Source organism: Mesobacillus maritimus (assembly GCF_044803185.1).
Lineage (GTDB): Bacteria > Bacillota > Bacilli > Bacillales > Cytobacillaceae > Mesobacillus_B > Mesobacillus_B maritimus_B.
The window spans coordinates 3272167-3284541 of record NZ_CP085225.1; the positions used below are offsets into that span (position 1 = coordinate 3272167).

General features: G+C 37.2%; 15 protein-coding genes and 1 pseudogene. 4 read left to right on the forward strand and 12 right to left on the reverse strand.

Going from position 1 to position 12375, the window contains the following annotated elements; genetic code table 11:
• Positions 1-269: 269 nt before the first annotated feature.
• The 7 genes from LG336_RS15755 to LG336_RS15785 all read right to left on the reverse strand — a co-directional run bounded on the left by LG336_RS15755 (position 270) and on the right by LG336_RS15785 (position 5440).
• Entirely contained in the window at positions 270-989 is a 720-nt protein-coding gene (locus LG336_RS15755; protein ID WP_404328435.1) for a DUF4405 domain-containing protein, read from the reverse strand.
• Positions 990-1062: 73 nt separating this feature from the next.
• Entirely contained in the window at positions 1063-1845 is a 783-nt protein-coding gene (locus tag LG336_RS15760; RefSeq protein WP_404328436.1) for a cytochrome P460 family protein, read from the reverse strand.
• Between the two features lie 245 nt (positions 1846-2090).
• Entirely contained in the window at positions 2091-2618 is a 528-nt protein-coding gene (locus LG336_RS15765; protein WP_404328437.1) for a cyclophilin-like fold protein, read from the reverse strand.
• A 136-nt stretch (positions 2619-2754) separates the two neighbouring features.
• Positions 2755-3333, reverse strand: a complete 579-nt coding sequence (locus LG336_RS15770; RefSeq protein WP_404328438.1) for a sugar O-acetyltransferase — start codon at positions 3331-3333, stop codon at positions 2755-2757.
• Between the two features lie 147 nt (positions 3334-3480).
• Positions 3481-3879 carry an aldo/keto reductase gene (locus tag LG336_RS15775; protein WP_404328439.1) on the reverse strand — a complete coding sequence of 133 codons (399 nt, stop codon included), beginning with the start codon at positions 3877-3879 and terminating at the stop codon, positions 3481-3483.
• Complete coding sequence (locus LG336_RS15780) at positions 3879-4328, reverse strand: aldo/keto reductase (RefSeq protein ID WP_404328440.1); 450 nt, start codon at positions 4326-4328, stop codon at positions 3879-3881. Before LG336_RS15780 ends, LG336_RS15775 begins: the two co-directional genes overlap by 1 nt.
• 362 nt (positions 4329-4690) lie before the next feature.
• Positions 4691-5440, reverse strand: coding sequence for an SDR family oxidoreductase (locus tag LG336_RS15785; RefSeq protein ID WP_404328441.1), 750 nt, complete (start codon positions 5438-5440; stop codon positions 4691-4693).
• Between the two features lie 144 nt (positions 5441-5584).
• Here LG336_RS15785 and LG336_RS15790 point away from each other — a divergent pair.
• A pseudogene (locus tag LG336_RS15790) lies at positions 5585-6052 on the forward strand (LysR family transcriptional regulator substrate-binding protein); the annotation flags it as partial.
• Positions 6053-6506: 454 nt separating this feature from the next.
• Here LG336_RS15790 and LG336_RS15795 read toward each other — a convergent pair.
• From LG336_RS15795 to LG336_RS15815, 5 genes are all read right to left on the reverse strand, one after another.
• Positions 6507-7517 carry an LLM class flavin-dependent oxidoreductase gene (locus LG336_RS15795; protein WP_404328442.1) on the reverse strand — a complete coding sequence of 337 codons (1011 nt, stop codon included), beginning with the start codon at positions 7515-7517 and terminating at the stop codon, positions 6507-6509.
• Between the two features lie 316 nt (positions 7518-7833).
• The gene (locus LG336_RS15800) at positions 7834-8055 is read right to left on the reverse strand and encodes a hypothetical protein (RefSeq protein WP_404328443.1); all 222 of its coding nucleotides are present in this window, start codon (positions 8053-8055) and stop codon (positions 7834-7836) included.
• Between the two features lie 66 nt (positions 8056-8121).
• Entirely contained in the window at positions 8122-9249 is a 1128-nt protein-coding gene (locus LG336_RS15805) for an NtaA/DmoA family FMN-dependent monooxygenase (protein ID WP_404328444.1), read from the reverse strand.
• Between the two features lie 597 nt (positions 9250-9846).
• A complete protein-coding gene (locus LG336_RS15810; protein WP_404328445.1) occupies positions 9847-10116 on the reverse strand; it encodes a MarR family winged helix-turn-helix transcriptional regulator in 270 nt (89 codons plus the stop codon).
• Positions 10117-10121: 5 nt separating this feature from the next.
• Positions 10122-10271, reverse strand: a complete 150-nt coding sequence (locus tag LG336_RS15815) for a hypothetical protein (RefSeq protein ID WP_404328446.1) — start codon at positions 10269-10271, stop codon at positions 10122-10124.
• Between the two features lie 143 nt (positions 10272-10414).
• Here LG336_RS15815 and LG336_RS15820 point away from each other — a divergent pair, with 143 nt between their 5' ends.
• The 3 genes from LG336_RS15820 to LG336_RS15830 all read left to right on the forward strand — a co-directional run bounded on the left by LG336_RS15820 (position 10415) and on the right by LG336_RS15830 (position 11718).
• Positions 10415-10729: a helix-turn-helix transcriptional regulator gene (locus LG336_RS15820; protein WP_174733185.1), complete on the forward strand. Its 315-nt coding sequence runs from the start codon at positions 10415-10417 to the stop codon at positions 10727-10729.
• Between the two features lie 84 nt (positions 10730-10813).
• On the forward strand, positions 10814-11242 hold the full coding sequence (locus LG336_RS15825; RefSeq protein ID WP_404328447.1) for a DMT family transporter: 429 nt from the start codon (positions 10814-10816) through the stop codon (positions 11240-11242).
• 11 nt (positions 11243-11253) lie between these two features.
• Positions 11254-11718, forward strand: coding sequence for a DMT family transporter (locus tag LG336_RS15830; RefSeq protein WP_404328448.1), 465 nt, complete (start codon positions 11254-11256; stop codon positions 11716-11718).
• The last annotated feature ends 657 nt before the right edge of the window (positions 11719-12375 follow it).

The following is a 12375-nucleotide window of genomic DNA, read 5'->3' on the forward strand; positions in this document are numbered from 1 at the left end:
CAGTAATGGTCAAATAAGAAAGACGACACCCTAAAAGTGATCGTCTCTAGATGTAAAATTTATTAACAGTATATTTGTACTGTGCAGCAAAATAACTTTGTTAGTTGTTCTTCTTTTACAGCCCTGTTTGTTTAGTAAATATGGTAATCTTGTATTCCTAAGTCATTTATTCTTTATACAACTTTTTCTCCACGATGAATTCTGATGGCTATTTTAAAGTCAAAATGTAAAACACTGCTAAAGGGAGTCTGGTACCTAACCCTTCACTTTTATGCTTGTATCAGGTTTTCTGATTTGTTCTTTCTACCCCCTCGCTTCTCCTGATTTTGAACAAATTCCAGAGCATAATGTGTCCCGCAAATATAGATTCCCATGATAGATAGGTGGTCAATTAAAAACCATAGTGTGGAATTATCATAGGACCAACCAAATGGGTTATAAAAAAACAATTTAGAACCCATATCTCCTTCAAAAGAAGATCGGACCCCGTAAGCAACAATTAATACTGCCAATACACGCAACATTATTGTGCGAATACGGCTAGGACCTGTGATTCCCGTCATCCTCCGTACTGAACCTATAACCATCGCCCAAGATAAACCTATATGTATTGACATTATGATAAAACCCCAATAGGCAGTCTGAACGTGTATTTGCCGTAGTGTCATATCGTTATCTATGGGTATATAGGGGAATAAGTCACTGGAAATCAACACAGCACTTATTATCATCAAGGCCATAGTTACAAGAAATAATAGATTTATTCCTATTTGGATAACGCGCCGTACATTATACTTTCCTTTAAAAATCGCTTTATACCAACGTCGATTCAAAAAGTTATGGATAATAAATAATGAAAGTACGACAACTCCAACGAATTCATGGACCATATTTCCAGTAATATAGTATGCCATCGCTACTAACATAAGAATTGTCATAACCAGGTCATTTACCAGTTTGAATATCGTCTTTCGATTCAACCCACTCACCTCTTTTACACCTTTTAGTTGAATTGAATTTTCATTGTAAACATGTATCTATACATGAATGGCAACAAATTCATTAGCTTTTATATCTCTGTAAGTACATCGTCAAAAGAATGTCCAGAATGATTTTGGATTTTTCTTCAACACCTATTAATCTACTTTCTTTTTTTTTGTTTACATTTATAGAATCATTCGTATGAGCAGATTTCTCGCTTATATGCCAGTCCTCTGTATCGATACCAGCGATTTGACTATAGCTATTCCTTTGTGCAATCTCCTCTAAATTAAACTCTTTCATTTGATCCATCGAGTTCATATATTGATCCCTTTCCTGATTTGCATGGCAGGTATAACATCGTCCAATAGCTGGGCCACCAATACCATCTTCCATCACTTCTCTGTCAGGAGTATATGCCTGAAATTCCCATTCCCCAGTACGCTCTTCTGGCGAGTACTGGGAACCCCAGCCTGTTCGCTTTTCCATCACTAAATAGTGTTCGAGCTCTCCATCTCGAAATCCTTCGAGAGTAATAACGGTGCCGCTCGGAAGCTCCTCTCCATTCTGTACTGCTTCAATTGCTTCCCTACTATTTACATAGATGTTTTCATGAATATCTCCTCGATCATATGTTGCAAACACAATTCCTTCCTCAAGGTTTTCAGGGAATTCAACAAGGTGAGCTCCAGAACCAATCTCTGCGTATTCTTGGCTCTGTCCGGTCGTTTCCTCTTGCATCTGTTGAGAAGTATCCTCCTGATTCTGTTGAGATGTTTCAATAGTAACATTATCATTGTTGTTGCATGCAGCAAGGGCAAGGGATAGCAGTAATCCAAGTGGCATAATGAATCGTTTATTCATCCTGAATTTCCCTCCCATTTTTTATTTATTATCATTTTTTTTCTTATATCTGGCCATCTATCTGGCTGTGTTACTCCTGATTTTTTCTAATTATTTGAATGATGTAAGTAAATTTACCTCTTACAGTTAACTCTAAGTCAAGAAAAATTGTTTTTTTTATTTAAAAAAAGAAAATAATCCCTAAAAGCATGCTTTTAGGGTAGTTTTAGTTTATCCCAATAATATATAGAGTCTTTTATTCTTATTTACTCCCTATCTTCATCCAAATCAAAAGAGACATTTATATCACCGTCTCCGACAGATTGAGCAAAGCGTACTGCCTCCTCAATATATCCGATACGAGTGTAGCTATAAGTACTTGAGAAGGTTTCATAAAACAACACCAGACCATTATCTCCATACAACATGATATCTCCTGCATTAATCTCCCCGGGTTTCTCGGAATTTGTTGGGAGTGTATCTGGGAAACTATAAAATTTTTCATTACTATTAACATCTCTCATGTTTATGTCTAAAGGTAGTTTTTCAATAAATGCCTGAGTGGTTTGGTTTTCATAAAGCTTTGCAGAAAATACCTGTTCTCCTATTGTTATGTTTAAATCTATCATCGTTATTGGGTCTGACATATCACTATCCCTCGTTTCTTGAGTTGGGTCACTGGTTGGCATTTCCTCTTGATTCGTTTCATTACTTTCATTTGTTTCACTATTGGCACAGGCAGTCAAACCAAAGCTAAAAATAAACAAACAAAGGATAGAAAAGAATTTTTTCATTCTATGTAATCCTTTCTACATGCTTTTTAATAGTATTCATTTATATATTTTCTGTGAAAATGAATCTATCTTATCAAATAAAATTTAATCTGTTTTACTTAAATGAGCGGCACCGCCAACATTAGGAATCATAGAATTATTCCTGACTGGTTTCAATTTTCTTTAATATCTTCGCAGGCACACCTCCTACGATAACATTGGGAGGGACATCCTTTGTCACAACTGCACCAGCCGCGATAATAGCTCCATCACCAATGGTTACACCGGGAACGACTGTGGCGTTTGCACCAATCCAGACATCATGACCAATCGAAATGGGCGCAGGATGCAATGTGCTGCGTTTTCTAGGATCAATGTCGTGATTAAGAGTAGCCAAGACGACATTGTGCCCAATGAGAACACCATCGCCAATTGTAATTCCACCCTGATCCTGAAAGCGACAGCCTGAGTTGATAAAGACATTCTTGCCCATATTAATGTTTTTCCCACAATCCGTATAAAAAGGAGGGAACAAGGCAAATGTGTTATCTACTGGTTTACCAATCAACCGGGAAAACAGTTCCTGAATTTCTTGGGGAGTATGATAATGTCCGTTTAACTGAGCGGTTAACTTCAATGCTTCTTGCGAGACTTTGTGCATCACCTGATGCATCTCTGAATCTCCCTCCACCGCTTCTCCTCGGTTCAAGTGCGCTAAAAAGTCATGGATATCCATTAAAATCCTCCTTGTCGATAAGATTTATTAAGTATAATTAATTCATTTATCTTCTTCACTCTGATAAGAGCCATCTTAGACAATTTTATCCTTTAGTGAGTATTGTCATATTAGGTAATGCTTTATAAAGTAGCTGTAGAAACATTTTTACCATAAGGCAAGGGGCTGTTTCATGCTAGGTTTTGGATAGATTGAGTCTAATTGCTGCAAATCTTGCTGTGTTAATTGGATCTCAGCTGCTTTCACATTATCGATCACATGAGTGATATTACTAGATTGTGGTATAGCAATTGTTTGACCATTTCGAATACACCATGCTAATAAAATTTGAAAACTATTTGATTGATGTTTTTCAGCAATTTCCTTTATAGCTTTTTGTTTCGTTAGATTAGTACCAAAGCTATCACCCCGAGCGACTGGGGCATAGGCAATTAATGGAATTTCAAGTTTATTCATCATAGGTACTAAATCGAATTCAATCCCTCGATCCCCCAAATTATAACGTACTTGATTTGCTGCACAGTTTACCCCCTTAGGTAATTTCATTATTTTTCCAAGTCAGACACATCTAAATTAGAAATACCCCATGACTTAATTTTCCCCTGACTTTTTACTTTCTCCAAGGCTTCAATCGTTTCTTCAATAGGAATGCTCCCTTTCCAATGGAGTAAGTATTGATCTAAATAATCGGTATTTAATCTTTTTAAACTATTTTCTAAACTAATCGGTAATTGCTTTTTTGACGCATTTGAAGGAAGAACCTTTGAAATAAGAAATAATTCTTCTCGGTTATAAGGCTTAATAGCATGTGCAACCAATCTCTCTGCATTTCCATCACCATACATTTCAGCAGTATCAATAACTTGAACGCCATGATCTAGGCCAACTCTTATTGCTTCTGCTTCTTGTTCAAATTTATCTGCTTTGTCTCCCATCTTATAAGTGCCTAAGCCTATGGGAAAAACTTTCCTTCCTGCAATTTTTACTTTATTCAAATTCTTTCACCCCTTATTTGAAAAATTTTATAGCTTATGCTCAAGATTTTGATAGATTGGTACGATACAGCCCTATTCGGAACCACAATACAAACCCCGAAAATAATAATGGCAACGTTGGACCAGATCCAGCAACAACAAGGGCAAAAAAGACTCACAAGCAATCCTGCTTTTGATATACTGACATGAAAGTGACATCCAACGAGAGCATAAAATCCTATTTTTAAATGTACAAGGATTTTAATGAACGCCATTAGTAAAAAATTGCCCCCCAGCAAAGCCATGGAGCAATTTTATTACTTACCATATTTATGGAAGATACCTTGTAGGACGAGCAATCTTTCCTTTAAAAGTTGCATCCATTAGACAACTTGTTTCGTTGGACGAATCAAGATTTCACTTACCGCAACAGTTTCAGGTGTACTAATCGCGTAGGCTATTGCATCTGCGATATCGCTTGCTTTCAGAGAAAGTCCTTCTTCCCCCTTACTCATAAGATCCTTTACCCATTCTCGTTCTTCAGGCGTATTAATTGTTGTATAAAGTTCAGTGGTTACAGCCCCTGGTGAAATTATAGTGGAACGAATATTATTTTCTCTTTCTTCCTGGCGCAATCCCTCCATAATTGCTCTAACTGCAAACTTAGTCCCACAGTATACAGCAGATCCTGGATAAACAACATGTCCGGCTACGGAATCAGTTGCAATAATATGACCTGACTGTTGTTGCTTCATAACAGGTAATACAGCAGCAATTCCATTTAAAACACCCATAATATTGATGTCTAACATTTGTCGCCATTCATCAAAACGTTTTTCTGAAAGTGCTGCAGTTGGCATGACTCCTGCGTTGTTGTAAAGTACATCTACACGGCCATATTTTTCCACCGCCAAATCAATAACTGCTTGAACTTCTTCTTTATTTGTTACATCTGCAATCGCATAGGTAATTTCAGTATTTGGTAATGATTCAACAAGAGCTTTCAAACGGTCTTCACGGCGAGCAGCAATCACTAGTTTTGCCCCTTCTTGCGCAAGTTTCTTGCTAGTAGCTTCACCAATCCCACTTGATGCGCCCATTATAATAACAACTTTATCTTGAATCGTAGACATACTAGATAACATCCTTTCTTACTGTTTTTTCACTATGTTATCTATTTTAATGTGTTTTTAGTATATATCATAATACTTATATCTTATATCGAGATATGCTTGATGGGCATATCAAAAACATATAAAATAAAAGATTATAAAGGAGGAGTTTTAATTCAACCAGCCGATTTATCAAAATACAATTACATCGATATCCCAGGCAAAGATGTTTGGGGCGTTGTTATGAGGAAAGACAGTCCTCTTGCTTTCAAAGATTCAATTGAAGCAGAGGATTTATTAAATGTTCCGGTGATCTGTTCACGACAGGCTATAAAACAGACATTTTCAAAAAATGAATTTGCTGATTGGTTTGGTGAAAATTTTGATAAATTAAACATCGTGGCTACATACAATCTTGCATATAATGCTTCCATTATGGTAAAAGAGGGCATTGGTTATGCAGTAGTCCTTGATAAAATAGTGGATACATCTAGTGATAGCAACCTTTGTTTTAAACCGCTAAAGCCACATCTTGAATCCGGCTTAAATATTGTTTGGAAAAAGCATCAGACTTTTTCCGCTGCTGCTGAAATGTTTTTAAAAGAAATTCAGGCAAAATTTCAAATTCTTTGAATTGACGGCATCCTTGGCATCTTTTGGATTAGTAATTTCCATTTTGAAATTACCTTTTGATGCCTGTATAATTCCTTCCGAGCATCTGGTGGCATGAACTCCATTATTCCAGCTGGTCTACCATCTAGGAAGGTCAACAGTATCCCAAATTCTCCTTTTCTAAATCCTGAAATAAGAACGTCCTCGTTAGATTAAGTACATTGTTTCACAAAGCCACCTAAAACTGAATACATTTGTTGCGCAGTAATTGTCAAATACGAAAAACGATCACCTTGAAGTGACCGTTAAAAAGTTATTATTCAGTTACCAGTATCGTTGTACTGTGTAGCAGGTGATTCTGTAAATTATGCGCATTTACTAATAAACAGAGAAGATGTCTTCAACAATAGTTCCAGTGTTGAGCAGTCCGGGTCGCAAATGTGTTTAGATTTCGTAACCTACAACTATTCCCCACCTATAACCCGATTATTTCAGCCAGTAGTTGGTGGGAGTAGAGTCGGGCCTTGTGGTCATAGACCATTGTGCTCACCATTATCTCATCTGCCTTTGTCTCATCTAAGAAGGATTCCAGTTTTCTCTTTACGTTGATAGGACTTCCGATGATCGTGGAACCTAATTGTTTTTCTAAAACTGCCTTTTCATATGGGCTCATGAGCTCATCCAAATTCTTTACTGGTGGTTGCAACTGTGTTGGCGTATTCCTCATCATGTTTAGGAAGCTTTGTTTGATGGAAGTGGCGAGCAATTCTGCTTCCTCATCTGTTTCTGCCACGATAACGTTTACTGCTACCATTGCGTAAGGCTCCTTATAATCCTCAGACGGTTGGAAGTTCTCGTAATACAATTTCAGGGCTGGTAGTGTGTTTTCAGGTGAAAAATGACTGGCGAAAACAAACGGCATCCCGAGTTGTGCCGATAATCTTGCACTAAACCCACTAGAACCTAACAACCAAATAGGGATATTTGCTCCTTCACCAGGGATGGCTCGTACCGGTCCAGAACCTTGAAAATAGGCTTGCAGTTGCTCTAATTGTTCTGGGAAATCATCACCATTGGTGTAGTTTGCCCCACGAAGGGCATGGGCTGTTCGTTGGTCCGTTCCCGGTGCACGCCCTAATCCTAAATCAATTCTGCCTGGAAACATCGTTTCGAGGGTACCGAATTGCTCCGCGATTACCAATGGCGAATGGTTTGGAAGCATGATTCCACCGGATCCTACACGAATAGTAGAAGTATGCGCCGCTACATGGCCGATGACGACAGATGTTGCAGAGCTTGCTATGCCAGGCATATTATGGTGCTCCGCTAACCAGTACCGTTTATAGCCTAGTTTTTCCGTTAACTGTGCTAACTCTATCGAATGTTGGAAGGATTGGCTAGGCGTCCCCCCTTGCACAATGGATGCAAGGTCAAGGACGGAAAAGCATATATCTTTGATCGATTTTGTCGGTCTATTTATTGTCATGGAATAACACTTCTTTCTTCTTAATTTACTAGTTGGATGGAGCTTGGATGTGTTTGACTAGTATAGTTATGCGACCCCATACAAAAGGTTATTACATAATAATTTGTTTTTTTATCATAACAGGAAGAATCAATGATTTAAATTGAGATGACTTAGAAGGCATGCATTCGTACACTATTTTTTGGAAAAGATCATTCGTTTTATCACAGATAGTTTATATAGAAAAATTCAATACTTAGGTTGCTAAGTAAATAAATACATTTAGTATGCTAAATAGTTACTTAATTCAAACGAATGAAAAACGATCAAATGCCAATTATCCTATATTGCGATTCATAAAGTACCAACGATCACCTCTGTTATGAAGATTCCCTTTTTTCTTCAGGGTGCGTAATTGTTTAAAAATAAAAGGTTGCGAACTCGTTTCTTCCGTTCCTGATAAATTGTTTGTTTTTGAATCCAAACATGAAACAATCTTCTTTGCGCTTATTCCAGGGTGTTCTTTTATACAAGTAAGGATAATATCCTCCATTTTCATTGACCACACCTCTCCTCTGTTTTATCAAAGTGTAATCTATTCACTTCAGTTCCAAGCTCTTCCTAATCAGATAGAATATCTATTTTCTGGATATGGTAATCCTAAATTCCCACGTAACGTGTTTGATTCATATTCTTTGCGGAAAATTCCTTTTTCTTGTAGGATAGGGACGACTAAATCAATAAAGTCATCAAATCCTGAAGGAAGCTCCTGTCTTATAAGTAATAGATCCATCGCCCCTGCCTCGTACCAGTGTTGAATTTGATCTGCTACTTTTTCTGCCGAACCAAAAAATTTCGGTTTTGGTATTCGATAGATAGGCATTAGTGACTGCAGCTCTTGAAATTTTTCCTCTGCTTCTTTTTCTGTCCGTCCTACAATAGGATTTTGGGTAGGCATGATTAAAAAGTCATTAGGTGAACGACCTTCTAATTTCACCCTTCTCTTTAGTTCCTGACTGAATGCTTTCGCATACTCAAAATCGCCCCCATTAACCAATGAACCCTCGGCATGCTTCGAAGCCATATTCATGAAATCCGGAGAAGTGCCGGCTTGAAAAATAACCGGTCTTCCTTGTCTGGAACGGCTAATATTTAACGGACCATCCACTGAAAAATAGTTTCCTCTATAATTTAGAGCATGCATTTTTTGCGGATCCAAGAACACTCCGCTTTTTTTATCTCGTATAAATGCATCATCCTCATAGGAGTCCCAAAGACCTTCCACAATCTCTAAAAATTCTTCTTTCATTGGATACAAGTCTGCTTTAGAGAGATGAGTACGACTATAATTCGCTAGTCTTCCTGGATTAGAAGTGATGGCATTCCATCCTGCTCGGCCATTGCTGATTTTATCAAGAGAAGCCATTTGACGGGCAACCGTGAATGGATCCGCATAGGAAGTTGCAATTGTGGCAGTAAGCCCAATGGAATGAGTCACCATGCTTAAGGCAGACAGAATACTTACACCTTCAAACATACTAAGATAATGAAGAATCATCCCCGTTCCAATATGGCTGACGTCAGCTAAAAAGATCATGTCAAACTTTCCTTCTTCTAATCTTTTAGCCTTTTGTACATAGTAATCAATGCTCTCACTGGCATTAGCGGGCATATCTGGGTGACGCCAACCCATGTAATTCCAGCCTACCCCATCTATAATTCCACCAATTTTAAGTTGTTTTTTCTCGTTCATTAATAACACCTTCTTTTTATTGAATTCTTGCTAGCTATTTAGTCTTAAGGTCAAATGCTTCTGCCAGTAGTTGGTGTCCTTTTAGTCTGCTTTCTTGGCTAGGGTATCCGCGCTGAAGATCATTTAATTTTCTTTTTCAGCTAATTTAGCCCCTCCACATAACTGTCCATATTCGTGTAGGCTGCCGGGTCAGTGCCAGGCATTCTCCAAGGGGCTGAATTCGGCTCCGTATCCAGAAACCATTTGCAGTGCTAGTTGCATCTCTTTTCCTTTTTTTATGTATCTCTTCTCCTTTATTTCTCCAAGTAACTAAAAGAACCCAAGTTAAATCACTCTAAGCAAATAGGGCAAAACAAGTAATATTTAGCTTGCTAACTAATTTGCTGAAGATTAATCATCTGACCGTTCTTCTTTTGATTTCCAAATTAAATTATCTCGTATACTAGTAGTATCCTCTGGGTCTAAATAAATATTAGTTGAAAAAGACGGGTGCTATACGTCTTTAGAAATCAATCTCCTAAACGATATTAGAACTATTTAATATATTTTGGTAGTAATTGACTATTTAGCATGCTAAATAGCCAACACAGAGAAAACTTAGAGCAAGTTTCTCTCCATGCGCTTCATAAGATCCCTCAATAATAACCGTTCTTCCGGTAAGATTGAGTGGAGTAATTTTTCTCGCTGTTGTTTCCATATGAACTCAACCGGTTTCTCTAATTCTTTGCCTTTGTCCGTTAGATAAATTCGCATAACCCTTGCATCTTGTTTATCACGTTGACGGTAAATAAATCCGTTTTGCTCCAACGATTTAACCATATTTGTTACCGTAGGCGGTTCACATTTTAAATATTCACATAGTTGCATTTGTGTTACCCCATCACCTGACCACAGACGAGAAAGTAAATTTCTTGGCCTACATAAAGGTTAAGCTCTCTTAGACTCTCACTGTAATCTCGACGCATTTTAAAGGAAATTTTATCTAACGACTGACGAATATCGCAATCAACCTTATCATTCATAGATATTCCTCCACCACTAACATCTATTTAGCAAGCTAAATATATCACTGTTAAAATTTAGTTGTCAATTTATTAAACGGACCTTCTCACATTTTATCGGGCTGAATTGACTTATCGAAAAAAATCGATATATAATATGAACTATGGAACCAATCGATGTTTTTAAGGCGTTATCAAACAAAACTAGACTTAACATTTTACTGTGGCTGAAGGATCCAGAGAAGCATTTTCCTAAACAAGGCGCTCACCTGCCAAAGGAGGTAAGTTATAAAGGGGGAGTATGTGTAGGAGACATTCAAGAAAAAGCCGAAGCTTCTCAATCTACCGTATCTCACTACTTAAATATGATGCAGAAAGCCGGTCTTCTTGAATCTGTTCGTTACGGTCAATGGACGTACTATCGAAGAAACGAAGAAGCCATTCGTCAGTTTGCTGAATATCTTAAAACAGAAATCTGAGTTGGTTGATTTCTGTTTTTTATAACACATTATATCGATTATTCTAGATATCTAAAAATAAAGAACTCAGGAGGAATTCATTTCATGCGTTACATCTCATATATATTAGCGCTATTAGCAGGGGCAGCGCTTAGTTTTGAAGGAGCTATTTACGGTGAATTAGGAAAAACGATAGGAAAGCTAGAAACAAGTTTTTATAACTTCTTTGTGGGTTCAATCATCCTCGGATTATTATGGCTTTTCTTTGGGAAAGGTAAACTTTCTTATGCCGTTGAAGCATCTAAATGGACACTTCTTGGTGGTGTCTTGGGGGTTGTTTATTTAACATCTATCGTGATTAGTGTTCCATTTGTCGGTGTCGGAATCACTATGGTTGCAGTAATCATTGGCCAATTAGCAATGAGTATGGTGGTTGAACACTACGGTTGGCTTGGAAGCAAGAAATCTAGAATCAATAAAGAAAAAATATTAGCTATTATCTCAATGGTTGTAGCACTTGTTTTAGTTTACTAGGAGGTCTAAGAATGGGTATATTAATGATTCTATTCACCTTTTTAGGTGGTATCACATTAAGCGCACAGTCAGCTATAAATGGTACATTTAGTCGTAAAGCAGGAACAATCGAAACGACACTTTTAACTTTTCTAACTGGAACAATGTTTCTAGCTATTTTTATTCTTTTTTTTGGTAATGGAAATGTGTTTGCTATTTTAGAAGTACCTAAATGGCAGTTAACCGCCGTATTTTTAGGAGTATTGTTTTTACTATTTATTATCGCTGCTGTTCCTAAAATTGGGGTTATTGCAACCAATATTACCGTTATCATAGGTCAGCTTGTAATCGGTATTGTTATTGACAATTTCGGCTGGTTCAATAGTTTAGTCATTCCTTTAGATATGAAACGTTATTTTGCATTACTATTTATGATTATTGCTCTTTATTTTATCTACAGAGGAAATAAACGTGCCAGCGAAGAAACCTCTGCGTAATATAACTAAATAATTTGAAACGTTGCAATCGTTTTAAAGATGATTACAGCGTTTTTTTATTAGCTAGAATAACCCTATTGAACTTAAATGTTCGTTAATTTAAGTGGATTATCACACAGAGTCGGCTAAAAAATGAATACCTTTGCTACGCAGTAATGGTCTACTACGTAATACATGAGTTAATCTAGCCGGCTTGCAAGGGAGTTCTTGTTGAAAATCAATTAAATTTCCTACTATTTTTGATTCCACAGATATGGTTTTATACCTTTATCACAGAAGGATTACAGTGGTAAACAGTCTGTCATTCTTTGGTCCACATTTTGTCTTTTGGTGACAAATGCTATGTCAGAGGTGGTACATTTTAATGGATGTAATCAAATTGACGAATGTGGCTCTTTCCCTTCTTGTTTTATCAATTGACAAGTGAAAGTTTTTGAAAGGGCAGAGCTAATGTCGATGAAGCAAGTATAAAGTTTCAACAAACGGAAGTCCTACTTCACCTATTAGTGGATCAGCTTTTGCATGTTATTCCTCCCCCATTATGATTTTTTACTGTTTAATAGGGAAAAGCCCGTTCCTTAAATAAAAAAGGACCGACCATGCGCGAACATGTCTAGTCCAAAGTAATGCTTATGAAGGTGTGTATTCGTAAATGTA